This window comes from Haloarcula sp. S1AR25-4 (genome assembly GCF_031624555.1).
In the GTDB taxonomy this organism is placed as follows: Archaea; Halobacteriota; Halobacteria; order Halobacteriales; family Haloarculaceae; genus Haloarcula; species Haloarcula pellucida.
The window spans coordinates 576,958-603,909 of sequence record NZ_JAMQOR010000002.1; the positions used below are offsets into that span (position 1 = coordinate 576,958).

19 protein-coding genes, 1 tRNA gene and 1 pseudogene are annotated in these 26,952 nt (G+C 62.9%); 5 read left to right on the forward strand and 16 right to left on the reverse strand.

The annotated features are described in order from the left end of the window. Window positions 1-125: 125 nt before the first annotated feature. The 7 genes from tgtA to NDI85_RS11710 form a co-directional block, all read right to left on the reverse strand. Window positions 126-1,598, reverse strand: coding sequence for a tRNA guanosine(15) transglycosylase TgtA (tgtA, locus tag NDI85_RS11680; protein ID WP_310915852.1), 1,473 nt, complete (start codon window positions 1,596-1,598; stop codon window positions 126-128). 49 nt (window positions 1,599-1,647) lie between these two features. Further along, entirely contained in the window at window positions 1,648-4,599 is a 2,952-nt protein-coding gene (locus NDI85_RS11685) for a glycosyltransferase (protein ID WP_310915853.1), read from the reverse strand. 175 nt (window positions 4,600-4,774) lie between these two features. Next, complete coding sequence (locus tag NDI85_RS11690) at window positions 4,775-5,320, reverse strand: NUDIX hydrolase (protein ID WP_188996364.1); 546 nt, start codon at window positions 5,318-5,320, stop codon at window positions 4,775-4,777. Window positions 5,321-5,560: 240 nt separating this feature from the next. Further along, a complete protein-coding gene (locus NDI85_RS11695) occupies window positions 5,561-7,675 on the reverse strand; it encodes a hypothetical protein (protein WP_188996362.1) in 2,115 nt (704 codons plus the stop codon). A 122-nt stretch (window positions 7,676-7,797) separates the two neighbouring features. Then, entirely contained in the window at window positions 7,798-8,394 is a 597-nt protein-coding gene (trmY, locus tag NDI85_RS11700; RefSeq protein WP_310915854.1) for a tRNA (pseudouridine(54)-N(1))-methyltransferase TrmY, read from the reverse strand. 389 nt (window positions 8,395-8,783) lie between these two features. Beyond that, window positions 8,784-10,634: a methyltransferase domain-containing protein gene (locus tag NDI85_RS11705; RefSeq protein WP_310915855.1), complete on the reverse strand. Its 1,851-nt coding sequence runs from the start codon at window positions 10,632-10,634 to the stop codon at window positions 8,784-8,786. Between the two features lie 57 nt (window positions 10,635-10,691). Next, window positions 10,692-11,324: a VTT domain-containing protein gene (locus NDI85_RS11710; protein ID WP_310915856.1), complete on the reverse strand. Its 633-nt coding sequence runs from the start codon at window positions 11,322-11,324 to the stop codon at window positions 10,692-10,694. Window positions 11,325-11,769: 445 nt separating this feature from the next. On the opposite strand from NDI85_RS11710, the pseudogene NDI85_RS11715 reads away from it, so the two are divergent. Continuing rightward, window positions 11,770-11,951: pseudogene (locus NDI85_RS11715) on the forward strand (hypothetical protein). Window positions 11,952-12,700: 749 nt separating this feature from the next. On the opposite strand, the gene NDI85_RS11720 reads toward NDI85_RS11715, so the two are convergent. After that, the gene (locus tag NDI85_RS11720; RefSeq protein WP_188996354.1) at window positions 12,701-13,240 is read right to left on the reverse strand and encodes a hypothetical protein; all 540 of its coding nucleotides are present in this window, start codon (window positions 13,238-13,240) and stop codon (window positions 12,701-12,703) included. Between the two features lie 210 nt (window positions 13,241-13,450). Between NDI85_RS11720 and NDI85_RS11725 the strand changes: the two genes are divergently transcribed. Continuing rightward, a complete protein-coding gene (locus NDI85_RS11725) occupies window positions 13,451-14,425 on the forward strand; it encodes a mechanosensitive ion channel domain-containing protein (protein ID WP_310915858.1) in 975 nt (324 codons plus the stop codon). A 40-nt stretch (window positions 14,426-14,465) separates the two neighbouring features. Here the strand turns inward: NDI85_RS11725 and NDI85_RS11730 are convergent, their stop codons facing one another. The 5 genes from NDI85_RS11730 to NDI85_RS11750 form a co-directional block, all read right to left on the reverse strand. After that, a complete protein-coding gene (locus NDI85_RS11730; protein ID WP_310915859.1) occupies window positions 14,466-14,798 on the reverse strand; it encodes a hypothetical protein in 333 nt (110 codons plus the stop codon). A gap of 1,327 nt (window positions 14,799-16,125) precedes the next feature. After that, a tRNA-Pro gene (locus NDI85_RS11735) sits at window positions 16,126-16,198 on the reverse strand. A 35-nt stretch (window positions 16,199-16,233) separates the two neighbouring features. Continuing rightward, window positions 16,234-17,502 (reverse strand): O-antigen ligase family protein, encoded by a 1,269-nt coding sequence (locus NDI85_RS11740; protein WP_310915860.1) that lies wholly within the window; start codon window positions 17,500-17,502, stop codon window positions 16,234-16,236. Continuing rightward, entirely contained in the window at window positions 17,499-18,305 is an 807-nt protein-coding gene (locus tag NDI85_RS11745) for a glycosyltransferase family 2 protein (RefSeq protein WP_188996275.1), read from the reverse strand. Before NDI85_RS11745 ends, NDI85_RS11740 begins: the two co-directional genes overlap by 4 nt. 56 nt (window positions 18,306-18,361) lie before the next feature. Further along, complete coding sequence (locus NDI85_RS11750) at window positions 18,362-19,213, reverse strand: glycosyltransferase (protein ID WP_310915861.1); 852 nt, start codon at window positions 19,211-19,213, stop codon at window positions 18,362-18,364. 106 nt (window positions 19,214-19,319) lie between these two features. Between NDI85_RS11750 and NDI85_RS11755 the strand changes: the two genes are divergently transcribed. Next, window positions 19,320-20,471 carry a glycosyltransferase family 4 protein gene (locus NDI85_RS11755; RefSeq protein ID WP_310915862.1) on the forward strand — a complete coding sequence of 384 codons (1,152 nt, stop codon included), beginning with the start codon at window positions 19,320-19,322 and terminating at the stop codon, window positions 20,469-20,471. Here the strand turns inward: NDI85_RS11755 and NDI85_RS11760 are convergent. The 3 genes from NDI85_RS11760 to NDI85_RS11770 form a co-directional block, all read right to left on the reverse strand. Continuing rightward, window positions 20,468-21,418 carry a polysaccharide deacetylase family protein gene (locus tag NDI85_RS11760; protein WP_310915863.1) on the reverse strand — a complete coding sequence of 317 codons (951 nt, stop codon included), beginning with the start codon at window positions 21,416-21,418 and terminating at the stop codon, window positions 20,468-20,470. The two genes, NDI85_RS11755 and NDI85_RS11760, sit on opposite strands and share 4 nt — an antisense overlap. Then, entirely contained in the window at window positions 21,415-22,965 is a 1,551-nt protein-coding gene (locus NDI85_RS11765) for an alkaline phosphatase family protein (RefSeq protein WP_310915864.1), read from the reverse strand. The genes NDI85_RS11760 and NDI85_RS11765 overlap by 4 nt, the downstream gene beginning before the upstream one ends. 132 nt (window positions 22,966-23,097) lie before the next feature. Beyond that, window positions 23,098-24,477: a sulfatase gene (locus NDI85_RS11770; protein WP_188996265.1), complete on the reverse strand. Its 1,380-nt coding sequence runs from the start codon at window positions 24,475-24,477 to the stop codon at window positions 23,098-23,100. A 242-nt stretch (window positions 24,478-24,719) separates the two neighbouring features. On the opposite strand from NDI85_RS11770, the gene NDI85_RS11775 reads away from it, so the two are divergent. Together NDI85_RS11775 and NDI85_RS11780 are read left to right on the forward strand one after the other, a co-directional pair. After that, window positions 24,720-25,652: a glycosyltransferase family 2 protein gene (locus tag NDI85_RS11775; protein WP_310915865.1), complete on the forward strand. Its 933-nt coding sequence runs from the start codon at window positions 24,720-24,722 to the stop codon at window positions 25,650-25,652. Window positions 25,653-25,745: 93 nt separating this feature from the next. Then, entirely contained in the window at window positions 25,746-26,948 is a 1,203-nt protein-coding gene (locus NDI85_RS11780) for a glycosyltransferase family 4 protein (RefSeq protein WP_188996261.1), read from the forward strand. Window positions 26,949-26,952 lie beyond the last annotated feature (4 nt).

Genomic DNA, 26,952 nt, shown 5'->3' on the forward strand with positions numbered 1-26,952 from the left:
GCGGTTCCCTGCGGTCACCGCGTCGCTTCGAGACCCCTCACTTCGTTCGGGCTCTCGCTACTGCTCTACGGCTCCCGATTGTCGCCGTCTCGCTTCGAGGGCCGCTCCCTCCGTCGCGCCCCTCGCTAGTCCCTCGCGTGCAGGTCACGTAATCGAACCCCGTCCGGCACCGTCTCCAGCGCCGTCGCGGGCCAGTCGTCGTGGACCAGCGTGAACTCGACGTCGGGATGCAGGCCGACGAGGCGGGCAACGCCGTCGGCGGCGGCCTCGTAGGCCGCCCGGTCGGTCCGGTCAGGAACCTCCGCCGTCAGCGGATACGTCTCCGCGAGGTCCCGCGGATACGGACCGAACGGCGGGACGACGCCCCACGTCTCGTCGTAGCGGTCGTTCGACCCGCCCTCGGTCAGCAACACCGAGTCGGCGTCGAGGTCGAACCGGTCGAGTCGCTCGTGATGACGCAGGACTTCCGGCCGGCGGGCGCTCTCGGCGGACGTATAGAAGAAGGCGTCCTTCGAGACGGGGTCGGTACGTTCGAGTTGCTCGGCGTGGGAGAGCAGGGCGCGGTAGCCGTCGAGCATCGTCGGGTGCCCGCGGGCCCGCGAGTCGACCAGTTCCATGAGGTTCCCCGAGCGGATGGCCTGCCGGACGGTACGAATCTCGCCGTAGGTGACGTGGAGGTTGTGCCGGGCCAGCAAGTCCTCGCGCGTCTCGTCGGCCATCGAACGCAGTTCCGCGGGCGTGTGATCGGTACAGATCGGGCACTGACACGGGAACTGTTCGAGGTCGTCAAGCAGTTCCGTCCCGCGAACGGTGAGATAGCGGTCGTCGCGGGCGTACAGCGCGTACGCGGCGGAGTCGAAGAGGTCACAGCCCAGCGCCGCCGCCATCGCGAACATCATCGGGTGACCGGCACCGAACAGGTGGACCGGTCCCGTCTCGCCGAGGCCGCGCTTGCAGGCCGCGACGACGTCCGCGAGGTCGGCATAGCGGTACTCGTTCATCAGCGGGACGACGGCACCCAGCGGGAACACGTCCAGCCCGGTCGACGTGGCGTCTCTGGCGGCCCGTTCGCGGAGGTCCGGGTACGTCGACCCCTGGACGGGTGCAGAGACGAGCATCTCGCCGGTGTCCACCTCGGCCGCCCGCCCCAGACGGTCCTGCGTGGTCGCCAGTTCCGACTCGGCGCGCTCGCGCTCTACGTCCGGCGGCGTCGGGATGTCCACCGGCGTCCCGATGTCGGACCCGATGTCGTACTGGAACCGCAGAATCTCCTCGGTGGTCACGTCGATATCGCCGTACTCCGCCAGTTGGAACGACCCCGAGTCGGTCATGATGGCCCCCGAGAAGTCCAGCAGGTCGTGCAGACCCCGTTCGAGGGCGGGCTCGCGCAGGTCCTCGGAGCCGTGGAGGATGTAGCTGTTCGTGATGAGAATCTCCGCGCCGAACTCGGATTCGAGCGCCGACGGATCGACCGTCTGGACGTGGGGGTTGACCACGGGGAGGATGGTCGGCGTCTGGACGGTGACGCCGGCCCGCGGGACTTCCAGGTCGCCGAGTCGGCCCGCAGCGTCGTACGCCCGGACCTCGAAGTTCGTCATTGTCCGTCGTCGGCGGGGCGCGCGCCTAAGGGTTGTGTTCCCGGACGGGTCACTCGCTCACCGTCCCGGTCGTGTTGAGAATCCGGCCCGGGGCCGGGCAGGTCGCTCGATCGGCGTACCGGTGGACCGTGATGACGCCAAGCGCCCGCCGGGACTGCTCGCCGTGACAGGCGTCGAGATACCGCACGGCGGGGCCGTCCTCGCCGTAGTACTGGACCAGGAACACCGTATCATGCCGGGCCGAGAGGTTCCCGAGGTACAGCAGGTCGTCCTTGGTGATGCGCGCCGAATACGGGACGGTCGTCGTCTCGACGGCGGCGCCCTCGGCGTAGTGTTCGACGTACCCGCCGCCCGGTTGGTAGACGACGACGTCGTCCGGGCCGGCCTCGGCCTCGATGCTCGTCGAGACGGTCGACCACGGTTCGACGGAGTCGGCGGTGTAGTAGACACCGGTGAACGCGAGCGAACTCAACAGGACGACGGCGAGCAACCCGAATCGGACGCGCTCGGTCGGGATGTTTCGCAGGCCCCGTGCCGCGAGGACGACGAACGCGACGCCGGCCGGGGCCGCATAGCGAGGGACGTAGATGGGCACCGCGAGCGAGATGAGCAGTGGGACGAGCGTCGGCACGAACAGGAGTGCGGCCATCTGGCCGACCGACTGGGGGTCTTCGAGCGTCAGGCCCGTCTCGTCGACGCGGACGACGGCGGCGGCGAGTTGGGCGACGAAGACGAACAGGAGCGCCGACGCGAGGAGGTAGACGAGCGTCGTCCCCGCCCGGAGCGGGTAGAAGTCCGGGAATCCGACGTAGGAGAGGGCCGTCTGGGTGAGCAACACCGACGAGGGTTCGGGAATCCACTCGATGTTCGCCCCGCCCGTGCCAAAGAGGATGCCGACGACGCGATAGGTCAACAGGCCGGCCCACGGGAGGGTGAGGACGCCGAGGGCAGCGGTCACGCCGGCCCACCGCCGTCGGCGGATACCCCCGTCGACCTCGGAGAGCGAGGTGTAGACGTGCTGTGCGAAGAGGACGAACAGGCCGTAGACGTGGGTGTAGACCAGCAGCGCCGTCGTGATGACGTACCCCGTCGCGCTGGTCGTCGTGTCGTCCCGTAACCGGGCGTACCAGTACCACGAGAACGCGGTCAGGAATGTAAAGAGGGCGTACATCCGAGCGACCCGCGAGAAGTGGATGAAGAAGGTCGACGCAGCGACCATCACCGCCGCCAGCAGGCCGGTCCGATCGTCGAACAGTTCCGTCCCGAGGAGGTACACCGCGACGGTCGTCGCCAGCCCCGCCAGCACCGACAGCGAGCGGACGGCGACGCGACTCTCGCCGACGAGGTCCATCCACCAGTGGAGCAGGAGGTAGTACAGCGGCGGGTGCGGATCGTTCGGCAGTATCAGGAGGTCCCAGACGGGCAGGTCACCGCGGACGGCGACGGAGTACAGTTCGTCGGTCCAGAGGCTCCACCCGCCGAGTGCGAACAGGCGAAGCGTCGCGGCGACGACGAGGACGAGTACGAGCGCCCCCCAGCGTTGGTACCGGGGGAGCGTGATTCGACCGGCGCGTCGACCCGTTCTCTCTGCTGGCCCGTCGTCGCTCGCTACCTGCCGGCCGAAGTGGTCGGTGTGCTCCCACGAGAGGTTCCCGCCGTAGAGGCGGACCAGCGCCCGGATGTCCGCGCCCCACTGGAGCAACCAGTACAGCGGCAGGGTCGCCGTCGAGAGGAGAGCACGTCGAGTACGGGTCCACAACGGGGCGTCCGTGGCCCTCCAGTACCCGATCGCGAACAGGCCGCTGGTGACGACGGCGAACGTCGCGCCGAGACTCAAGACGACGCCGACCAGCGTCGAGGGCCGGTACTCCGCGAGGTTCGAGATGAGCAGCAGGACCACCAGTCCGGCGACGTTCAGCGGTCCGAGATGTGGCAGGGCCGACTGCCAGTAGATGTGTGCCCGGTCGCCCGTCGTCGCCGGAGGGTGCGCCCGCCGGTCGAGGAACGTGTACACCTTCCCCTTCTTCCACCGGGTTCGCTGGTCCAACCACCCGTCGAGACTCGGCGGCGACTCCTCGGTCGTCACGGCGTCGAGGTAGGCGAAGTCGTACCCCAGTTCCCAGAGGAACAGACCGAGTTCGAAGTCCTCGGTGACGTTCCGCGGGTCCCACGGCCGGACGCCGGCGAGGCCGTGGTCGCGCATCCACGCCCACGCTCGCTCGTCCCACGGGTCGCCGCGCTGTTCGAGACGGGCCTCGCTCGCGGCTTCCAGCACCGACCGGCAGAAAAAGCAGGTCGTCCCGGCCATCGGGATCGGATAGTCCACGCGGGCGAACGCCGGCGTCACGAGGGTGTACCAGTAGCCGTACTCGGCGCGAAAGAGGAGGTTCAGCCAGCCGTCGCCCTCGTTGGCCATGTCGAGGCGGCCCTGTGCGTAGTCCGCGCCCTCCGCGATGGCCGCCGCTACCTCCCGGAACACCGACGGCGCGACGACGTCCTCCGCGTCGACGACGCCGACGACGTCGCCGTCGGTGTGTTCGAACCCGTAGTTCAGCGCCCGGGGTTTGTTCGGGTCGCCGGGGTACCCTTCGGGGACGGTCAGCACGTCGAAGTCGTACCGCTCTCGCAACGCCGCGACGGCGTCGTGAGTCGCCTCGTCGCCCGGTTCCAGCAACACGGTCAGCCGGAGCGAGTCGGCCGGATAGTTCGCTTCGAGTACCGAGACGACTGCCTGTTCGACGACGGCCGCCTCGTCGTAGGCCGCGAGCAACACGTCGATGATCGGCGTTCCGCCGTCGGCGGCGGGCACACCGTTGTCGTCTGTCGACCCGCGGACGCGGTCGGCGACGGCGAGGACCAGCGCCTGTACGAGCGGATAGAACGTGTAGAAGTTCGCCAGCGTCCAGACGACCCCAAACAGGACGGTCAACGCCGTAATCGCGGGGTTGGGCGAGAGATACGGCGTTCCCATCACGAGGGCGATCGTCGGGTCCTGAATCATGCGAGCGGGCGCTGTGCCGAGGCAGTGGCCGCTCGATGCAGGGCGCTCACCCGATAGACGGTGCCGACATTGGGGCCCCCACCCCGGAAGCTAATTCACGGTTCGAAACGCAGAAATATAACAGTGTAGTGTTTGGCTCGCCCCCGTCAAGGAGACACATGGCCTCCGGCCGTCGCTACCGCTCGAACAGCGCGTAGTACATCACCCCGACCGCCGACCGGCCGTCCTGTAGGTCACCGGTTCGCAGCGACGCCAGTAGCGCCTCGAAGGCCGTCGTCTCGACGCGGATGGACTCGTTGAAGTCTAAGTCCTGTTCGGCCGTCGGCGTACACCCCTCGGCGAGGAAGTAGTGGAACACCGAGTCCGCGTAGCCGTTGGCCGGTTCCGCCGTGTAGAGGTGGCTGACCTCGTCGGCCTCGTAGCCCGTCTCCTCCCGGAGTTCACGGGACACGGCCGCCCGCGGCGCGTCGTCGTCGGCCTCCACGCTCCCGGCCGGGAGCGCGCGGTTGACCCGCTTGACCGCCTGCCGCCACTCCTCGATGACGACGACGTCGCCGTCGGCGGTGAACGGCAGTATCACGACGCTGTCGCCCTCCCGGAGGAAGTCGAAGTCCGACTCGGTCCCGTCGGGCAGGCGCACGTCCTCGTGGACCACGTCGAACCCCGGGCAGGTGTAGGCCGTCTTCGTCGCTAGCGTCTCCCATGCGAGGTCGTCTGCCATGCGCGGGTCTGGGGTGGCGACTGATAAACCCGTGGCGATTGCAAGGCCAGTGCGTATCCGGGCGGCGCTTGTAGCGTGATCCCGATGAGAGTATCCTCGATAGTGCTCGTTTGCGGCGCGCTCCTGTTCGCGCTCCCGATTCCCGGCACGTTCGTCGCCGGTGCACTCGTGATGCTGGCCGGCGGTGCCGCGCGCTGGCTGGGGTCCTGACCGCCGACGCGGAGCAGCGTCGAGCGTGACTCAGAGCTTCGCTTGGTCGAGTGCCTGTTGGGCTCGCCTGTCAGCCTGATTCAGCCGCTTCTCGGCGGCAGTCGCGAGTGCCGGCGGCAGTGCCTCGCGCGCTTCTGCCAGTCGGTCGCGGACCTGCTCCAGCGCGGTCCGGAGGCCCCGGAGTCGTTTGTCAGCGCCGGCGGCGTCGCCGGCCTCGGCCCGTTCGGCCGCCCGCCGCGCCGCGTCGGCGACGGCACCGAGCGCCTGCGTGAGGCCGGTGATAGCCGCCGCGCCGCCGACTTCGGTCGCGGTGTCGGTCTCCGTGAGGTCCTGGATTTCGGTCTGCGTCTCCGCCGAGATGTCCGCGAGGAACGTCGACAGCGACGCTTTCCCGGTGTTGGGTCGCTCGATGCGGACGGCCTCGTCGGCTGCCGGGTCCGGGTTCACGCGGAACGCGCCGACGGCGTCGTCGGCGTCCCGGACCGCCGCCGTGTAGGCACCGCCGTCGTGGACGTACACCGCGTCCGGGCCGGAGAGCGGCGCGTCGTACAGTCGGCCCGCGAAGTCGTCCTCGACGGCGAGGTCGGTCAGGTCGCTGTCGGCCTCGGCCGGGTCCAGTTCGACTTTCCGGGCGCGTTCGGTTGCGACGGTCGGTATCTCGCCGTCGACACCGGCGAGCGTCGGGCCGCCCTCGTCGGCGACCGAGACCGGTTCGCTGTGCGGGGCCGCCCCCGCGCGGTTGACCGTCAGGCGGTGCTCGCCCGCCGGCACGTCCCGCACGGCGGCGACGCCGTTGAACGTCGGGACGGCCTCGGGGTCGCTCTCCAGCAGCGCGAACGCCTCGACGGTCGACGACTGCGTGGTCAGGCCCTCGTCTTCGGGCGCGTCGCCGCTCGGGACGGCCTCGGAGATGCTGGCGACGACGGTGTTGATGGAGGCGGCCTCGCCGATGGCGTCGTAGCGCTCGGCCAGCGCCGCCCGGTGGTTCGGTTCGGTGATGTCCGCCGCCGGGTTCTCGTAGCGGGGTTGGCCCCACGGCGCACCCGTCGTCGTGATGTGGCCCGCGACGGCGTCCTCGCCGAACTCGGGGACGGCGAACTCGAAGCTCAACTGCGGCCCGGTGAAATCCGCGATGGACTCTAGCTCGCCGGTCGGAACGAGGTCGTACTCGATATCGGCCTCGTCGCCGCCCTCGCGCTCGGCGTGTTTGAAGACGAGTCCCGTCGACCGGTCGGGCAGGTCCGTCGGCGGCGACGAGAGCGAGTCCAGCGAGCGCACCGTCAGCGCGTCGCTGACGAGGTCCGAGCGCTCGACGGACGGGAGGTCGGGGTGGTCGTACAGCGGCGCGCCCTCGTACTCGGGGACGACGTACGGCAGTCGATACCCCTCGTCGCGCGGCAACCCGTAGGCGAAGGGGATGGCCGCCACGTCCTCCAGCGTCTCGATAGCGCTGTTGGTGATGTCGGCGAGGGCGGCCCCCTCCGGGAGTCGCTGGAACTCGTCGAGCGAGTCGTTGACCGACAGCGCACTGGAGTGCGAGCCCAGTTCCGAGAGAATGCGCGGCACCCCCTCCGGGTCGGGATCGAGGAACTCGTTGTTCGGCACCTTCCGGGAGTGGGAACTGGCGACGTACAGTTGGGGCTCGTCGGTCTCCGTATCGTCGGACTGCGTCCGACTGTCCGAGGGACTTTGTCCCTCGCTATCCACGAAGACGTGCAGTACCTCCCAGTCGTGCCAGTGAAAGTTGGTCGTGAACTGGTCGAACGCGGAGTACAGCCAGAACTGGACGACCGCCAGCGGCGAGTCCTCGTACTCGACGGCGTGATAGAACACCGTCGGGTCCGGTGGTTGCTCGCCGGTGAACCGCTCGTGATAGCCGTCGAAGGCGTCGAACCCGTCGACGACTGTCTCGCCGTCGCGCTCGCTGGTGTAGGGTCGTGGATCGGTCGGGAACCACGGTTCGTTCTCGTCGAAGTACAGCGTCGGCGCAAAGCGGGTGGCGAGTTCCCTCGCTCGGTCGCTCTCTACCTCGCTCGCGTCGCCGTCCTCGCCGCCGTCGAAGACCGAACAACCGGCGACCGACGCCGCGCCGGCACCCGCCAGCGACGCCAGCAGCGTCCGCCGGTCGAGTGTTGGCTCCGCCATCCGGTCAGCCACCCCACTGTGCGTATAGCGCCGCGGTGCCTCGCGGAACCCGGCCGTTCGGAGCGCCGTCCTGCATCATACGGCGTCGTCGGGAGCGCGAGGGAAATGTCTTCTGGGGCCGGTCAGTACCGCGTAAAGCCGGCCGTATCGAGGTAGTTGTGTGCGACCGTGATGGCGTGGTCGGCGTGCAGTCGTTCGGGGCCAAGTGAGACGCGCTCGTCGGCGGCCTCGGCCAGTAGGTCGGCCTCGCTCGCAGCGAAGTCGTGGTGGTCCGAGAGGACGAACACCGGGTCTGTCGGCGTCTCGACGTCGACGACAGAGTCGCCGTCTTCGTGAAGTTGGACGACGGTGCCGTCCCGAGCAACGTCGTCGAGCGTCGCCTCGAATCCGCGACGGGTGAGCGAGACACCGGGCGACGTCTCGACGGGGATGTGGCCGATAGCCTCCTCGCGCTCTTCGAGGGCGTTGCGGACGAGCGCCGCCGTCGACCGCTCGTCGGGGTTCAGCCGACGGAGGTCGCTTCCCTCGAAGGTGACGGTGTACTCGTCGGCGAGGACGAGGTGCGTACGGACGTCCTCGCGGATGTCGTGGCTCAGGAAGAACGCGCTGTTGACACAGCGACAGAGCACGTCGAGACGGCCGGCGGCCCCGGCGAGGTCGTCGAGCGAGAAGTCGGGCGTCGTGGGAGCGTCGTGACCGACGACGACGAACTGGCGCATAGTCGGTGGTGGCTGTCGGGGCTGTTAGGTGTGTCGTGTCCGGGCGTCCGCAGACTGCCTGCCCAGCCACCTTCACGCCGCCGTCGTCTGGTACTCCGGAAGCGGTACCGTGGCGACCGGGCGAGTGACAGTCTGGAGGGGCACGTGCGAGACGTTGCCGTAGCCGATGCGGTCGGTCCGCGAACGGCGGCGGAGGCCGACGACGATCTGGCCGGCGTCGATTCGGCTTCCGAGTTCCAGTACGTGACTCGTCGATGTCGAACGCGAGATTGCTCACGAGTTCCCGACGGCAGTCTCCTAGCTGCCCGCGGAGACGGCGACGCGCTTCGGGCGGTACTTTCTCACGGTGTTCCGCGATGGGCTTTTGTAATGTTTCCCGCTCGGCGAGATCAGGTCCGCCGTTCGTAGACGAACACCGAGAACAGCGGGAACACGATTCGCAGGTCTCGCTTCTTCACGCGTGTCCACCCGTTGGCCTGCAATTGATCGTCGATGTCACCGACGGTCGTCTTGTGGTCGGCACCGCTGAAGCCACCGAACCGTCTACCGAGTTCGTAGATGACGTTCTCTGTCGGCCCACAGACGAGCAACTGTCCGTCCTCGTCGATGACGCGGGCAATCTCGTCGCTCGCGTGCGCCAGATCCGAGATGTGTTCGAGCATGTCCATCGCGACGACAGCGTCGGCGGAACCCGTCTGTAGCGGGATCGAGGTGACGGTCCCCGCGACGATGGGCGAGTCGTCACCGACGGCGTCGAGGTACGACCGACCGACGTGCGGTCGGATGTCGACGCCGATGCCACCGGACTCGCTGTTCAGGAGGAGTCCCGGTCCACAGCCGACATCGACGAACCGGTCGGGGTCGTCTAGGAGCGCCATCACGAGATGCCCCCGTGCGAAGAACAGTTCACGTACGGCCTGCATCGGGTGGAGATAGCCGTACACCGCTATCTCTGAGAGGTCGTCGTGAGAGAGGCCTCGGACGGTTTCGTGCAGGCGCTCCTCGTCGGGTCGGTAGGGACTCGTACGTGGTGCCGGCGGCGTTCCCAGAACACGGATCCCCTGTCGAACGACCCAATCCCAGCAACGCATCAGTCGCACGTTCGTCGCCACTCCGTACCCCGCTGTGAGGAACAGCGCCGGGAGCAACGGCGCCCGGTATCGCCATCCCGCGTCGATGAACGTCAGCGCGACGATACCGGTGACGACGGCGATGGGCGTCACGACGACGCCGACACTCGGATGTCGGTTCCGGACGAGATTGACGATACCGACCCACCCGAACACGACGGCCGGAAGCAACGATGCCAGATGCATCGCGAACCAGAACGGACTCGCTCGGACGTACAGCGGACCGGGATAGAACAACGTGACGGTCTTGATGAGGCCCATCACGGCGACGGGAGCGGCATTCGCGACGACGAACGCTGGGAGCGTCGGGGCGGGCGTCGGCGTGTACGCGTAGCTTCCGACGACCGCCTGATTCCGTCCTTGCCAGAAGATCCACCCGTTCCGGTAGACGTCCAAAACGTGGTCCGACGCCCACGCCGTCCGCGTAGAGAAGACGACGACCATCACGACGATGGCGACGACCGCACCACCGATAGCGATTTTACGGCCGAAGAGCCGTATCTGGCGGGAGTCGTCGTCGGGCAAGAGATTCCACAGCATCCATCCCACGAGTAGTGGCCCACCGAACGGACGCGTTATCGTGAGAAACGCCAGTGTGGCGAACACGCCCGCTCGTGCCCGTAGCGTCCCCTCGTCGCGGTAATACGCCAACGCGTAGATCGAGAGCGCGACAGCGAAGACGAACACCGAATCGGAGAGCAGTGCGACGTCCCATCTGAAGGCGTCCCAGACGAACACCCAGAGCCCACCGGCGACGATACCCGCTCGCGACGAGAACAACCGCCGACCGCTCAAAAAGAGGAGTCCAGCGGTCACAGAGCCGAGAAGAATCTGTACGGTGACCCACGGAAGTGTCGACCCGGTGAGGTTCGTCAGCCCACAGAACGGGAGCAGAAACCCCGCGTACTCGATCCCGTAATCACCGGTGAGGAGCACGAGCGGCGTCGTCTTGGATGCCTCGCAGAGACCGAGATACGTCCCGGAATCCGGCGGCGTAATTCGACCCCGGCGGAAAAAGTATATCGCCCGGACGGCGAGCGCCGAGACGGAGAGCAGCAACGCGACGACGAGCGCTCTGACCGGCGTCCCGTCCTCGTTCAGAATCGACATTGGCGTTCCTTTCGAATAGAAACCAATAATGACTGCGGTGTACCAGACGTACAACGGTCAACCAGACGAATGCTCCTGGTACAGTATCGGTGCCAAAACGAGAAACGCGAGGAGGGTGCAGACGACGACGAGCCACACGAGTCCGTCTCCTGTGGCCGCCCGATAGCGCTGGAGCGACCAGCCCGCGAGAGTCTGACCCAGCGACCACGGGACGGCACCTACGAACAGTCCGGCGAGGAAATCACGCCGCCGAATGCGTGCCAATCCGGCGCTGTACCCGACGACGTCCAGGGGAATCGGTAACAGAGTGATGACGAGCATCGAGCGGAACCCACCGAGACGCGCCTGTACGTCGGCGAAGCGACCGGTGAGACCAGTGGACGAACTCGACACGTGGCCGGCGACGAACGAGGGCACCGTCGAGAGTACCGTCCCGAGTTGAATAAGAACGAAGCCGACGGGGCCGTACACGTACGCGACGAACACGTTGATCGGTGTCGCGGGCACCGCGAGAAACGGCCGACAGATGTACGTGAGCACGAGGATGCCAAGGAGATACGACGAATCACGGTACGACATACCCACCTCGACGAGCAGCGTCGACGACGTCGTGAGTCCGATAGCAGCGTAACAGGCGGCGAGCAGCGCGATACCGAAGACACGGCGATAACCCGCCAGTTCGTACCTCATCGATGTACAGCCATCGGGTACGAAGCGGTCTATAACTATGGATTAGTATCGTGTTTGATACCACTTCGTCGGGTACTGCTGTCCGTCGTCTCACGTGGTGACATATAGCTGAGATGGGGCGGCGTGATTCAGAACAAATCCGGATTCTTGTGTGCTCACTGTGCTGTCGAATCGGGTTGTGGATTCGGGTGTCACTCATCGTCGGATTCGAAACCGAGGTCGTTCACAAGTTCGCGTCGGCGGCGTCGGCGGTGCTCACGACTGGGACAGCTATGAACAGGCAATCGTTGTGGTGGAAGGCGACGACGCCGAGAGGGCCGAACTGGCCGCGACGCCCGTCCGGATGCTGGGCATGGTGTGAGTACACGCGAGACGAGCGCAGGTGGGACGAGGGCTCACGTGTCGGTGGACCTCTGGTCGGCGGTCTCGTGCGAGGTGTCGAGGCGTGACCGACGCCGTCGCCGAACCGAACGGTTTCGTCTACGAGCCGGTGCGTGGCCCGAAGCGAAAGGTCGAGTCCGAACCGCGATCGGATGGCAGCTTCGAGCGAGTTGAGGCTATCCGGACTGGTTGTCAGTGGCGGGTGACTGAAAGGAGGGGGACGTGACGACGATGCGGCGAATCTGACGTAGCCACAGGAAAACAGCTCAAAGTCCGACCCACTCTTTGAACTGTATGTTCACTGATTGTCGACTTCTGATCGTTTTTGAGAGGGCATTCACAGCATAGAGCGGCCAACACACATAAATCCAAATTGCAATGATAAGAACGTAAGTAGTCAGAGAGTGGAAGCAAAACTGTCTCCCATCGAAAATAGCTCGGAGGGTGATGCCAGACTGACACGCAGGTCATCTATCGAGGTGCGGCGCAGAAACAGCCGACAGGTAGCCGCAACGACTGCCCACGATTCAGTTAATTCCGACCTCGACTTCCAGTGTGTCGTGAAGCTGTGCTAACTGCTTGAATCGCTTCGAAGACGTATTTGAGATACGGACGGGCGTTTCCCAAATTTCGATCTCGATTGTCCCCGAACTGGCTCCCGGGTTCGGGACCTGCAGATCGAAGTGCTTACTGTGGGCCTGCGATCGACCGGTGTTGAAGCCGATATTACATCGTTCAGTCCGCTTGACGCCCAAGTTTGGCCCTGGCTTTGCTATGAGATGGATAAAAAACGCCTGGTTTCTGGAGGTTCGAATCGCGGTCTGCTGTTCGGCACGTGGCTGGGTGGACAGTATAGTACATTTCTGCACCCCGTTGTGCGTATACGTGACTGCCCTGACACCACCTGTGTCGGCGTTGTCGACGCAGTTATCACTCTGTGAGTGTTTGCCGGGTAGTAACTTTTGAACCCACCCGCTTGACCCTCGCCCCATGATTCAGTATTCCAGTTGTTGTTTCGAACGGACAAGTGAGCCCGCTTCTTTGATGGTTGTCTCGACTCGCCCATCACCGATCACGTCGGAGTCTATGGATGTATGAATGAAGTCACGAAACTCAGCGACGGGTACACGGTTGGCAGTGAGTTCGATGTGTGCGTTCTCATCGATTGCTACCCAGTCGATCTCGACTTTCCGACCCTCGAATTCGTCTTTCGCTTTGCAGTAACTACACCGCTCTGGGAACTCATCGACAGTTATGACGAACACTAACTCCCCCATCTCGAAGTGACGGGTCACGCCGTCGATGGTACACTCACCCTGAACAGTCTTTTTTCCCATCCCGTCGATGTCGATGACGGATCGCACGAACTGGGCAGCCGAGAACGATGTCACCCATGAGAGAGTGTAGTCGTCTTTGCGCACGTCCAACTTGAGGTGATACGCGGCATCATCGGCTAACCAGTAACTCTCGGCCCTGTCCCCGGCATCGATGTCAGACTCAGTTGGCTCGGGTACGCGTTGAAGTATTTCGGGCATCCTCATTCGTGGGTTCACACTGCACGCCACCGCAAGTCATGTCCATGGCCCCATACGACCGCAATCTACGTGATGGCAATATATGGTAAGAGATGACATATACTCTTTTTGGTAGCCTCACACATTGCGATAACCAGTAGCTACGGTCGGTATTTTAATAGCGGTAATCGTTGTAAGTAGGGTATATTCGTGGTCGCTATGACGATTTCGATGGCCACAGTTGAGGAGACGGGGATATTCATACAAGCAGCGGCCACCGGAACGACGAGGGTACTCCAGATCGGTGGGCAAGCGATTCCCGAGCCAGTACTACTGGCTGTCTTCTTCGGGGGGATAAATATTGGAAGCTGGCTGCTGAGTGGGTATGCTGGAGAGTGGTTCCTGCATCGGGCAGCCGACGAACCGTTCTGGACCTGGTCGATCGGACATAACCTCGTCTTCGTCGCACGCTGTGTAGTACTGACTGGTGCTATCGCTGTCGGCCTGGTCGTCGTCGGGGTAGACCTCTTTGCAGTCGTCGGGTCACCGAGTATCGTCGCACTCCTGCTCGGTATCGTGTTAGCGCCCCTCGTCGGGCTTCTGATGAATGGTCTCGCGCTCCAGTACGGTCGTCGGTTCGACGAGGGTGACGTCATCGAGTTGCAGGCCAGTGGAGTTCGTGGTATCGTCGACGACTTCTCACTGACTCACGTCAAACTGATCACGCTCGACAACGAGTACCTGACAATTCCGACCTGGAAGATCCGGACGAAAGATATCGTGAATCATTCACGTAACGGTGATGCAAGGCGGATCTCCGTCGATATGCTCGTGACATACGACTCAGACGTTGAGGCCGCAAAGAGAGAAGTCGAACTTGCGGCTCAAGCTGTTGATGATGTCGTTGACGCCGTCCGACATCCGGACTACGTTGTCGACGAGCAACGCCGAATAGAGATTGACGACGACCTCTGGATAACGTTTGATCCGACGTGTCAGATTCGGGCGTTCGCTGATTCGGGCATCAGCCTCCGTCTGTATTTTTGGGTGAACGAACCCGAAACGACCGGCCGCGTCAAATCGAACGTGCTGACTGAAATCAACGAACGCGAGGGCGAAGATTTCCGATTCGCGTACCCACATGTGCGGGTCATCGGTGGCGGAGACAACGACGAAGTCGAACTCACAGAAACGCTCGATAGCTGATGGTCAGTTGCCGCACTCGAGCGCTGGCGGACTCTCGTAGTCACCGACTGAATGCGAAACCGGTGACCGCTACCAACGAGAGATTCCCACCGTCGATCCACTGAGCCTCGAACCCCGGCCACGAGAAGGCGGTCGCAACGAGTTGCGGGAAGGCGTCGGGGTCGTCGCCGTTCGTACTCGCCGCCACCAACCGGTCGGTGAACGATGCCGCTTCGTCGACGACGTAGACCTCCGACCCGGTATCGGTCAACTCGCTGGGTGCGGTCTCGACGGCGTCGTACTCGACCTCGACGCGGCCGATGTCGACGACCTCTAGCAGGCCGACGGTATCGGTGACGAGAGGGCCGAAAGGCTTCTCGAAGAGTTGTAGCAAGAAGTTCCAACATAGCCGCTCATAGTTGCTCTTGACAGCCGCTGATGAAAGATTGAAGTCGGGATCCGACAGTTGGATCAACGCTCAAGAGGATACTGTGGCACGCCTCGTGGGGGAACTGGAGCACAGCGTCGTCCACACTTTTGCGGGCGTATTCCCCTAATCGGGTAGTCGTCTCGTGAGGCATATCAGAGAGATCACGAGATAAATCCTTAGTACTGCGGGCCGGAGCGAATAGCCATATCCTACTCTCTATCGCGAACGCCCAACAATGTGCATCATTGACATGGCTGGCCGAGGAGTACCTGATAGGTCGTCGGTGTGGCAGCGACTCTACGAGGACTACGATGCCAAAGATAGCATGCACGAATTGTGGGCGAGAAATCACGTTTGGAAAAGACGGTCAAGAATGGCGCGCCCCGATGCGATATTGTCCGCGCTGTGGTGAGGGGTTCCCGCCACGTGAGGAGTGGTAACGGAGAGGACTCACACAGCAAGTCCCTCGACGTGTCCCTTTTCGTGGCCGAACGTGACGTCGCGTTCAGGAACGTCTCGCCATAGTGGTGGCCGGTACGTTCCGCTGCGCCGTAGCGCCGTGCCCACCGTGCCAGCGCACTGTCACCAGCCAGCACCGTCTCGCCGTCTCGACCCGCCCAGCGGCGTCGGCGAGTCCCGAACAGATCCTCGAACTTCTCGCGCATGACCTCGTCGGCGAAATCGACGACACCGTTCGCGGACGCCAGCACACCTCGAACGTGGCAAACGTCCGGTAGACCGCCGACGTCGACGTATCACTCGCCTCGGCCAGCGTGTCGTAGTACATCCGACCGCCGTCAGCGAGCGCCTAGACGACTGACCGCTCGCTCGGAGTGACGTCGTCAGCGGCGACGGTGTCCCAGCCGTCGGGGAAACACTGGCCACAGAGGTCGTACCAGTCGACGCCTCGGGAGTCGGTCGATCGGCGGACCCAGTTCCCTACACGAGACATGGGCCCAAGCGTAACCGTCGTGGGCGGCACCTCCGGCCGTCGTCGGTGGCTGGACAGGCTGGTCAGGGACTTCGAGATACGCTCCGCAGCGATCGCAGATGAGCCGCTCGTTGGGATATGAGCGGGTCGTGCGGACCACCCCGTAAAGCGGCCGCTAACTATCAGGATCTCGGAAAAAGGGTTTGTAGGTAGTGGGCCGGCGCGAATTCGAACTGGGCAAGACGGTCGCGCTCACTTCGTTCGCGCGCTGCGGCTTGCTGGCTCGAATTCGTGCGGCGTGATCCACACAGCCACTACGGACTCCTCGCTAACGCTCGTCGTTGCGAAGTGGGGTGAAAATGGGCCGGCGCGAATTCGAATCGCGGTTACGGCCACCCGAAGGCCGAAGGATACCAGGCTACCCCACCGGCCCGTGCGATAGCATCTGAACGAACGGGGAGGGACGGTTTAATCGTTGCGAAACGAGCGTCCGCGAGACGGGCGTCCCGGTCGCCCACTCGGAGCCATCCCGCGTAGCCGGAGACGGTTAGCCGCGACGAGGACGAGGACGAGGAGGAACATGATGCGGGGAATGCGCGGATGGCCGCCGCCGATACCCGCCGCGAGGAGACCGACCAGCCACGCCGCCCCGGCAGTGGGTACCGCGAGCGACGTCGTCGTCCGCTGGACGACGAACGCCCGGAGCAAAACCAGATAGAACGCGCCGACGAGGACGAACCCAACGAGTCCGAGGTCGACGAGTACCTGCGTGTAGAAGACATCGAGAAAACTAACTGTGGGGTTCTCCGGCGAGGCGAACCACCCGTAGCCGAACACCGGACGATCCGTCCAGAGGCCGAGCGCCTTTCGTGTGAGTTCGTACCGGGAGTATATTGCACCGGTTCCGGGACCGCTGAAGACGATAGTTCCGTCTCGAAACGCGATGGTCGGCAGGAACCGCCCGAGCAGTTTGGGGCGCGTCGTGAGGAGGACGCCGCCGGCGGCGATACCCGTCCCGACGCCGCCGACGAGTAGCGAGACGGAGAGACGACGGTACGAGAGAACGACGGTGACAGCCACACCGGCGACGAGCGTGATGAGACCCGAGCGTGACCCCGTCGAGACGACAGCGAGAAGGCAGCAGAGTCCTCCGAGGGCAGCGACAAGCGCCTCTAGCGGCCGTTCTCTGATCCGGCCGGCACCGTGTGCCAGACAGAGGAGCGCGGGCAGGGCGAGAAACACCGCGAGCGTGTTCGGGTTGTGCCAGAACACCGTCACCCGGGTGAACCCGGAGGTCGACACGGTGCGAACGACAGTCGTGACCGCGACGACGACGCCGGCTCCCGAAAGGACGACGAGCAACGCGTTCCAGTCGACACGGTCAGCGAAGGCCTGCGCGAGAACGAACAGGACGGTCACCTCGAACCACTTCAGCGTCCACAGGGCGTTGACCGCGGCGACGTCCGGCGAGCGAACGACCGCGGCGGCTAGGGAGACGACCATCCACCCACCGGCGACGAGAAACCACGCCGTCGGCGACGGCAGCGAGAGGGAGAGTCGCCAGTCGTCGGCACGGAGCCGTTCGAGGACGAACAGCACAGCGATCGCCAGCAAGACGAGATCGGACAGGTTCACCGACGCGTACTGCGAGGCGACCAGCGGGAGCGGGAACTGGACGGAGAACACGACGCTGAGGACGAACAGGAGAAACAGCGCGTGTGGTCCGCGGGCGGTCATGCCAGCATGTGCCGGATGGCTTCGGGCCGGCCATCGAGCGTGTGATACGTCCCTTGTAAAGCGAAGGCCGCGACCGTGAGCAGTTTGTCCGGGAGCGCCCGTTCGGGGACGGTGTGGTCGTAGCCCGACTTGAGCGCCCGAATCTCCGCCAGACGCGCCTCCGGTGGCTCCCCCGTCGTCTTCGCCGCCTCGTGGAGTCGGCGAGCGCCGAGGAACCCGGGGACGTGCGTCATCTCGAGGTCGGCCTCGAGGAGTCGCCAGAACAGTTCCGTGTCCATCGTGTACTGCAGGTCCTCGTCGATGCCACCGACGCCCTCTATGACGCCACGGCGGAAGAACGTGCTGTGGTTGCCGGTGAACTGGTAGTAGTGTTTGTGGACGAACCGCGAGGGGCGTGTGTTGTACTTCCGGCCAATCTCCTCTCCATCGGCGTCGACGAAGACGAAGTCGCCGTAGATGACGTCGCTATCGGGGTTATCGCGGCGAGCCTCGGCGAAGGTGTCGAGCGCACCGGGAAGGAGATAGTCGTCGGAGTTGACCCAGCAGAGCCAGCGGCCGGTCGCCATCTCGATGCCCTTATTGAGCGCGTCCGATTGGCCGTCGTCGGGTTCAGACACCCAGCGGAGGTCGTATCGGTCCTCGTAGGATTCGAGGAGGGCGACGGACCCATCGGTCGACCCGCCGTCGACCACGACGTGTTCCACCGACGGGCCGGTCTGCTCCATGACCGACCGGAGGTTGTCCTCCAAGAACTCGGCCTGCTCGTAGGACGGTGTCACCACACTCACCAGTGGCCCCGACATACGTACCAATTCGAACACTCACCGACGTATATCGTTCGGTCGTTCTGTCCGCCGTCTCAGGACTGCCGTCGGTCCACGCCGTCGCCTTGCTCGCGAGCGAATCGGGCGTACACCAGACGGCGCATCCGGTCGGGAACGAGTCGCAACGTCGTCCGTGCCGTCACGTTGCACAGAAAGACCGGGAGCGAGGTGAACCCTCGGCGATAGAACTCCACCTGCCGCCGAACCTCCGCACGGGCGTACTCCAGCCCGCCACGGCGGCCGGCGAGTTCGGCCCCCGCCCGAACGTTCACCAGTACTTCCGGGACGTTCGCGAACCGCGCGCCGTCACACAGCATTCTGATCCAGAGGTCGTAATCCTCCATCCGGGTGACGGGCCGGTAGTTGCCTGCCGACAGCACCGCCGCCCGGCGCATCAACACCGTCCCGTGGTTCATCGGACTCCGGAACCGCGCCATCCGCTCGATGTCGGCGTGGGTCGTCGGAACCTCGCGGCGGGCGACGACGTTCTCGGGGTCGTCGGCGAACTCCGCGATGTAGCCTCCGAGCACGTCCACGTCGGGATTGTCGGCGACGTACCGGCACTGGGTCTCGAACCGGGTCCGAACGTTGTGGTCGTCGGCGTCGAACCGCGCGACCCACGGGTGGCGAGCGGCCTCGACGCCGACGCGGAGTGCGTTCCCCAGTCCGCCGTTCTCGGTGAGCGCGTGTCGCCGGAGCGTGTCCGGATACCGCCGTTCCCACTCGTCGAGCGTGGCGTCGAGTTCGTCGGTGAGGGGGCCGTCCTCGACGACGAGAAGTTCGTCCGGTCGCCGCGTCTGGTCGAAACAGCTGGCGAGCGCCGTGTCGAGTTCCGCAGCATCGTCGCCAGCGTAGGTCGGCAACAGGACGGAGAACGACATCGCCATTAGCCGCGAGAAAGCCGGGCACGGAGATAAATGGTGGTGTCCGACTTCCTCGTATGGGTTCGCGGGTGCGAAAAGCCCTTAGCCGCCGACGGTGAGTTCCGAGCGAATGGCGTCGGTACTCGTCCTGTTCCACCGGTCGCACCTGAACCCACGGATGGAGCTGTTCGCCGAGGCTCTGACCGAGGCTAACCACGACGTTTCAGCACTCTGTTGGCGTCGCGGCGGCAGTTCGAACGCCGCCGGAAGCGCCGTCCCCACCCAACCGATCCCGAGCCCCGGATTCGGTGCGTCGCTTCTGAACGCCCTCTTTCTCCCGCTGGTCTACGTCCGGTTTCTCCGCGCCATCGCCTACCGGGACCCGGACCTCCTCTTCTGTGCGCACGTCTCGCTGCTCCCCCTCGCCGTCGTCGTCGGGTGGCTCACCCGAACGCCGGTCGTCTACGACGTTGTCGAACCGTACCGCGAGGGGTACGGGGAACGCGACACTCGCCTCGCGCCGGTGTTTACGTCGCTCGTGACGACCTTCGAACGAGTCTGTCTCCGAAGCGTCGACGGTATCACCGTCATCGACACTGACGGCGACCGACTCGAGGAACGATACAGTGGCTTCACTCGGAATCTCGAAGTCGTCTACAACGTCCCTCGGCTGAAGCCCTGCCCGAAGCGAGACGAGGCCGTCGAGACCGTGGTGTACGCGGGAACTATCAACGACCGGAAAGGAGTCCCGATGCTGCTGGAGGCGTTCGCAATGGTCCGCGAGACGCGTCCGGAGACGACCCTCTTGCTCGTCGGCGACTCGGTCGACGACACACTCGAACAGCTCCGTCGTCGGGCGGACGAACTCGGCGTCACTGACGCCGTCCAGTTCGTCGGCCGAGTGGACTACGACGAGGTCCACGATCACCTCGCTCGCGCCGATATCGGCGTCGCGCCGTACCAACCCGTCCCGATGTTCGAACTCTCCCGGTGGAATACGCGGAAAATCCCCGACTACATGAACGCCGCCCTCCCGATCGTCGGTCCGGATTTCGGCGGGTTCGCTGAGATACTCGACCAGACCGAGTGCGGCCTCGCGGTGGATACGGCCGATGTCGACGCCCTCGCCGACGCGCTCCAGACCTTGGTCGACGATCCCGAACGCGCCCGGCGGTTGGGGGCGAACGGCCGGGACGCACTCGAAACCCGGTACAACTGGGAGACAGAGAAACGAAAAGTGGTGCGCGTGGTCCAGCGAGCGCTCGCGGGCCATCCCGACTAGCGCTCGGCGTGGTACTCCGTCGCCGCGTCGCTCATCGTCATCGGGACGAGCGCCCCCTCGATCGACAGCGATTCGGCGTGGGCGAGAATCGACTCGAAGACCCCGAGCAATCTCTCCCGGTCGAACCCGAGGTCGAACGGGTGGAACCGGAGGTGGAAGATGCCGCCGGTGGCCGCCGCCCTGTTCAGTCCCGCGACGGCCCGACGCCGCTGTGAGTCGGGGTGTGTCCACTGCCACCCGTCGTGGTACGGGCGGAACACCTGCGACCCGGGGAGTTCGAGCAGCCCCTCCCGTTCACGCGGCCACACGGACGGTGGCGTTCTATGGAGTGCCTCTTCGAGATATCGTGGCGGTTTCCGGGCGAGCGACGGGAGCGACCACCGCTCGAACCACCGGGCGTCTCGGCCGCGGTATACGTCGATTCCCGCGTCGGCCAACACGTCTCTGTGACCGATTCGGTTGCGGGGAAACACGTAGCTCTGCGGGTCGAGACCGTGATCGTTCGCCACCGCCATAGCGGTGCCAACCTCTCGTTCGGCCGCCTCGCGGTGACAGCCGGACTCGCCGAGCAACACGTGTGTGTAGCCGTGGAGACCGATCTCGTGGTCGACCGTACAGGACCGTATCCGGTCGACGATATCCGGCGCGTACCAGAGGTCACGGTCGACGCCAGTTCGACACGGTAGGGCGTCGTGCCAGCCGTCGACCCACGGGTACGTCGGTTCTGGCCCCGCTGCGTGGACCCCGCCGCAGTCTTCCAGCAGATGGGCCACCACGGCCCACGTCGCCGGCACCTCGTACTCGTCGAACAGCGTACACAGGTCCTCGACGACGCCCCGCGCCTCTCGGTAGGCCGGTTCGTACCGGTCTATCTTCCCCACGTCGAAGGTCCCCCACGCGAGTTCCGTGTCCAGCGAGACGACGAACGCGCCCGGGCGGTCGCTCATAGGTAGCCGAGGTCCGCGAGGCGGTCAGTCGCGTCCTCTGAGACGTCGCCGCGTCCAGTACCGTGGGTCGCTGAACCCGGGACCGTCTCGACCGAACGGGTCGCCGGTTCAGAGTCGGCCTCGAAGACGCCCGTCAGTACCTCGCCGTCCATGTCTTCTCGTACCGGATAGCCGAGCAGGTGGAGAACGGTCGGTGCCAGATCGAGGATATGAACGTCGTCTGGCTCTGCCGCCCCGTCTATCGCCGGCCCGCAGGCTGCGAACAGGCCGGTCTTCGTATTCTCTCCCTGCCAGTCCTGCGGGGTGTCGAAGACGGTGTCGACACCGATGCCGCCGTCGATGTGGACGTGTGGGGCCTGGTCGAGGACGACGTCCGGGCCATCGGCGACGTATGGCCCCGAGTAGACCGACTCCGCAGGCAATGCCGCCCTGACGATGGGCGTCCCGTGATCGTCAGTCAGGCCGTCCAGTGCCTCGACGAGTTCGTCTCTGACACGACGGCGGTCTTCGGGGTCCGGTTCGAGGACGTATATCGGCCCTTGTCCGCTGGCGATAGCGGTCGATCGCTCCCAGTCGACGACGCCTGCTTTCGCCGCTTTCTTTACGACGCCATCGTCGGTCGGCAGGAGCGACTGCAGTCGCTCGGGGACGACGCGGCGCGCCCACCACTCCACTCGGAGCACGTTCAACACGCGCCGGATGCGCTGTTTCGTGAGTCCGGCGCGGTAGAGCCAGTCACTCGCACCGGATTCGGTGACGAGATACCCCTCGCGGGCCAGCCACGCGTTGACCCGGAACCACCGCTCGACCCGGTTCGAGCCGTGGTCCGAGAGCAAGACGAGGTGGTCGAGTTCGTCCAGCGAGCGGAGGTCTGCGATGCGGTCGTCGATGCGCGTCCACGCCTCCTCGACGACCGGATGGTCGTAGTAGAAGTGCTGGAGCATGTTGATGTAGAAGACAGAGAGGTGGACGAACTCGTACTCCCCCGAGGATACGAGGTCACAGAGAACGTCGAACCGGGTGTCGACGAGGTCGTATATCTCCTCGACGCAGGCGTTCTCGGGGTCGTCCCTCTGTAGCAGCGACAACTGCTCCGGATGAACGCGGTAGTCGTACTCCGCTTCGAGTTCGGCTTCGAACGAGGCCGGTGCGGTGTAGCCCGTCTGGTCCGCGCCCGGCCCGCCGGCGACGTGGACGCCGTTTACCTCGTGGGGCGGGAAACTCGTCGGCAGATTGAGCGAGGCGACAGGGCCGTCCATGTACTCCCAGTAGTTCGTGCCGTCGAAGTTGTGAGCCGCACTCGTCGTGGTAATGGTGCGGTTCGATCGGTCGACACGTTCCCACCAGAACACGCCGAGTTTTCCCGGGTTACGCCCGGTCGCATAGCACTTCCAGTTCGGACAGGTGACCGGAGGCAGACAGCTCTCCATGTCGGCGGCGACGCCGTCCTCGACGATGCGGGATAACGCCGGGAGTTTCCCGGCATCGAGCCACGGCTGGAGGAGTTCGAAGCCCGCACCGTCGAGTCCAAGGGCGACTGTGGTCACGTTTGGGCAGATACGCGCGTCGGTTTAGCGCTGGGGAATATAAACATTGATACCTGACTGAATCGCTCAGCGGCGTCGATACAACGACGACTTACAATAAAGCGTTCTGTTAGGCAAACTACCCACAGACGACTACTTATAACCCAGTTCCTCCAACCGCTTAGCAACAGACTCAGGAGTCCGGTCGTCAGACTGGTCACCCTCACCCAACCAGCGGGGTACCGCCGTGTGCAGTCGGTTCGCTACGTCGTCTGGTATACTCTGGACAGTTTCGGAAGGCAACGAGAATCCAACCGTCGCGTCGTCACCACGGGAAACGATCAACTTCCAATCGTCGTGGTAGACTGCCTTTTTTTCGTAGCCGTATCTCACTCCCTCGACAATAGGAACACGCGTATCCGGAATCGAGGACGAGAGCGAATAGCCTGAACAAGCAAGCGCGCCTTCCAGTCCAACTATGTCTAAAATAGTCGGACAAACGTCAACTAGCGAGACAGGTGTCGATTGGTGCGTAACTTGGTCTGATTCGATGACGAGGGGGACACGTGTGATAGATTCGTAGGGAGTACCGCCATGGCCGACACAATAGTACCCGCGTGTGTCGTCAAAGTGCTCTTCATCAACCGTGGAACACTCCCAGAATCCCTTTCCATGGTCGGCGGTCACGACGAACAAGATGTCAGCAAATTCGTTTTCGACTTCGCGCTGGTATGACTTGATACAATCAGTGACGTAATCGACAGCTGCCCTGTAGATCCGCTTTCTGTGGGTCTTGAAACGTCTGACTTCGCTCTCTGTCTCCGGCTCATATGAGTCCCAATCGGAGACGTCGATGTCGGCATCAACCTCGTGTCTCTCGTGATACGCTTGGGGCGGGTCAATCGGTTCGTGAGCGTCGTTTAGGTGGATATACGAGAAAGTGCTAGAAGTCCGGTGTTTCGACAGCCAAGAGAGATGGTCGTCCAGTATTTCGTCGGCACGGACGGCGTGGCGGTACAGCTTGTGAGTCTGAAATTTGCCCCTGAGTGCCCAAAACGGCGTAATAAACCCGAACCCGCCATAGGTCTCGTATCCAGCCGCTGCCAAAGCTTGTGGCAGCGTCGTGTGTGACTTGCTCATCTGTTGTGGAACCGGGTGTGAGGGACGGTGTAAGCCGTCAGCGTTTCGCATTGCACCGTGCTGGTGGGGATACTTACCCGTCAGAATAGAAGTGACGGACGGGAACGTCCACGGCGCAGCGGTAATCGCGTTCATCGGTGATTGAGACGTTAGAGATGGTGCGATGTTTTTGGTGATGGCATCGTGTCTCAATCCATCAACGACGATACAGACGATGTGTGATGGTGCACCAGAGGCAGCATCGTAGTCGGCCGTTAGCGGTTCATATCTATCATCAGCTTTCTGAGAGAGGCGACTATTTTCGATTCTCTGCAACAGAGGATGGTTCGAGGACTTGTATTTTTGTTTGATTGCTTCGGGGAGATAGTTAGAGAGGTGGAAAACTGGATGCATACAGACCATATTATAAACCCGAAATAAAATCTTGCCGGTAATTCTCCATCTTTTCTGTTATCTAGTCTGACAGGAGGCTGTTGTGTCACCCTTGATCCGGTGGACAGGAGACGTACATGTGGTTTCAGGCAGTATAGTTGACTGGTTCCGTAGTAGCGCTCAAGTACTCCGGTGAACAATCGGTTGGAAGAGACACAATCAGCGATGTACAAACGCCCGCGCCAGTCAGTTTTTGAAGACAGATGAACGGGACGAAACCAAAGGTACAGGTCGTAGTCGTGAATTACAATGGCAAAGATCATCTGGACTATGCACTCCCCTCAATTCGGGAGACGGCGTACCCAAATTACGATATCGAAGTGGTCGACAACAACTCCTCAGATGGCTCTGTAGAGTACGTACGCGAGAATTACCCCTCTATTTCCGTTACTGAATTGGACCAAAATCGTGGCTGGGCCGGTGGGAACAACGTTGGAATCCGGCATGGACTCAAGAAAGGTGCAGAGTATATCGTACTCGTAAACAACGATATCAGAGTCCATCCCGAATGGTTGTCCGCGGCGGTAGCAGCCGGCGAAGCCCACAGCGATGTCGGTTTCATAGGCTTCGACGTGTACGGGACGGTCTCGTCGGTCCCACTCGAAGAGTTCGAACGAGCAGTAGAGGATTGGGAACGAGCATCACAACACTACACAGACGAATTCATTGATGGAATGGCCTTGTGCATCAAGTCGTTGGTATTCGCCGATATCGGGCTGCTAGACGACGAGTACTTTCTCTATGCCGACGAAACGGATTTCGAGATACGTGGGCAACGTGCGGGGTACAAGCGGATGAAGACTAACGTTCCAGTTTGGCACTATTCATCCGGAACGACAGAAGAGATACCGACTAAGGCCAGTTACTTCGCTATTAGGAACCATATCAGACTCTCTGTCAAACACGAGTCGGTCGTAGGCGTTTTCCGAAAGATTCTGTTGCTGTATTATGTGGGTTGTCACCCGTGGTTTGATGGAGATATGAACGACAGAATTAACCAACGCCGTCGACCGAGGGGGGTCGTTTTCAACTTCTTCCTCGTGACGTACTGTGTACTCTGGAACGTTGTGTACCTCCCGCAAACACTACGAACCAGACGAGAGGAATATCGTCGAATCGACTGTGATGGAAAATAAGGAGGGTTCCTAATGAAGCATGATTCAAACGTACTTCGACGAGGTGGCTACGAGCTAAGTAGGAGTCGAATCCATGATTCGTGAGAGAATACGATGATCGAGCTACTAGTCACAGCACACGGCCTATCACGAGAACTTGTCTGGGACAGGTGGCGAATTCTCGCAGACGAATATCCCGTTAGCGTGACGTTAGTCGTTCCAGAGCGATGGGAGAGTTATTGGTTCAACGAACGTGAAGTCCTCTCTCCAGAACCCGTTCGCGAAGATAATTTCAGAGTCATCACGCTCCCTACGACCGATGTAGAGGATTGGTCCAGCTACTTCTTCCGCTCGATAGACAACGAACTCCGAGAGCTTGAGCCAGACGTAATCTATTCACTTCACGAGGAACACATCTTTGTTAATCATCAGTGGTTGCTGTATCGAAATATCTGGTGTCCCGACGCCAAGTTCATATTCTTCTCTATGAACGCACTCGGAGTACCGAAAGACGAGTGGCATCAGAAACTTCGTTGGTGGCATTTGGAGCGCAACGCAGAGGCAGCGCTCGGACACTATCCTGGCTGTAAGCGGTCTCTCCGGCAAGCGGGATTCGAGCGACCAATATTCATGCAGACGCAGATCGGGCTCAGTGAGAACTTGTTTTACCCAGATACGGCGGCCCGAAACGCAGTTCGTGAGGAACTCGGGTTCGACGACGAGTTCGTCGTCGGATTCACCGGACGCCTCGTCGAGGAGAAAGGCATTTTCGATCTCATAGAGGCAATGCCGTTAGAGGAAACCGATTGGCGGTTACTCATAGTCGGAGACGGTGATATGAGAGGGAAAGTGGAAGACCGTATCGCAAACTGTGGGTTTGAACACCGAGCCCACATGATGGGCTTCGTCGAACAAAAAGAAGTTGCTCGGTACATGCGCGCGATGGACTGCTATGTCCTCGGGTCACACACGACCGACGACTGGATAGACACGTTTCCACTCTCCCCAGTACAGGCGATGGCGACGGAAGTCCCGACGGTGGTATCCGACTCCGGTGCACTACCGTTCCAAGTGGGAGACGCCGGACTCGTCTTCCCAGAAAAGGATGTCGGCACCCTGAAAGAGCATCTACAGTTTCTCGCCGATAACCCCGAGGAACGTCGGAAAATCGGAGAAGCATGTCGCGAACAGGTCATGTCGAAGTTCAGCGCCGAAGCGCTTGCCGAGAACTTCTTCAAAATTCTCGTGCAGGTCTACACCGGCGAATACGAGTATGCCGACGAGGGAGAAAAGTATACACAGTACAAGGCGCATTGACCAA

Bases quoted from the DNA above. Each gene is read 5' to 3' on its own strand.
- tgtA (WP_310915852.1), bottom strand. From the start codon at position 1,598: ATGACGAACTTCGAGGTCCGGGCGTACGACGCTGCGGGCCGACTCGGC.
- NDI85_RS11685 (WP_310915853.1), bottom strand. From the start codon at position 4,599: ATGATTCAGGACCCGACGATCGCCCTCGTGATGGGAACGCCGTATCTC.
- NDI85_RS11690 (WP_188996364.1), bottom strand. From the start codon at position 5,320: ATGGCAGACGACCTCGCATGGGAGACGCTAGCGACGAAGACGGCCTAC.
- NDI85_RS11695 (WP_188996362.1), bottom strand. From the start codon at position 7,675: ATGGCGGAGCCAACACTCGACCGGCGGACGCTGCTGGCGTCGCTGGCG.
- trmY (WP_310915854.1), bottom strand. From the start codon at position 8,394: ATGCGCCAGTTCGTCGTCGTCGGTCACGACGCTCCCACGACGCCCGAC.
- NDI85_RS11705 (WP_310915855.1), bottom strand. From the start codon at position 10,634: ATGTCGATTCTGAACGAGGACGGGACGCCGGTCAGAGCGCTCGTCGTC.
- NDI85_RS11710 (WP_310915856.1), bottom strand. From the start codon at position 11,324: ATGAGGTACGAACTGGCGGGTTATCGCCGTGTCTTCGGTATCGCGCTG.
- NDI85_RS11720 (WP_188996354.1), bottom strand. From the start codon at position 13,240: ATGCCCGAAATACTTCAACGCGTACCCGAGCCAACTGAGTCTGACATC.
- NDI85_RS11725 (WP_310915858.1), top strand. From the start codon at position 13,451: ATGGCCACAGTTGAGGAGACGGGGATATTCATACAAGCAGCGGCCACC.
- NDI85_RS11740 (WP_310915860.1), bottom strand. From the start codon at position 17,502: ATGACCGCCCGCGGACCACACGCGCTGTTTCTCCTGTTCGTCCTCAGC.
- NDI85_RS11745 (WP_188996275.1), bottom strand. From the start codon at position 18,305: ATGTCGGGGCCACTGGTGAGTGTGGTGACACCGTCCTACGAGCAGGCC.
- NDI85_RS11750 (WP_310915861.1), bottom strand. From the start codon at position 19,213: ATGGCGATGTCGTTCTCCGTCCTGTTGCCGACCTACGCTGGCGACGAT.
- NDI85_RS11755 (WP_310915862.1), top strand. From the start codon at position 19,320: ATGGCGTCGGTACTCGTCCTGTTCCACCGGTCGCACCTGAACCCACGG.
- NDI85_RS11760 (WP_310915863.1), bottom strand. From the start codon at position 21,418: ATGAGCGACCGCCCGGGCGCGTTCGTCGTCTCGCTGGACACGGAACTC.
- NDI85_RS11770 (WP_188996265.1), bottom strand. From the start codon at position 24,477: ATGCATCCAGTTTTCCACCTCTCTAACTATCTCCCCGAAGCAATCAAA.
- NDI85_RS11775 (WP_310915865.1), top strand. From the start codon at position 24,720: ATGAACGGGACGAAACCAAAGGTACAGGTCGTAGTCGTGAATTACAAT.
- NDI85_RS11780 (WP_188996261.1), top strand. From the start codon at position 25,746: ATGATCGAGCTACTAGTCACAGCACACGGCCTATCACGAGAACTTGTC.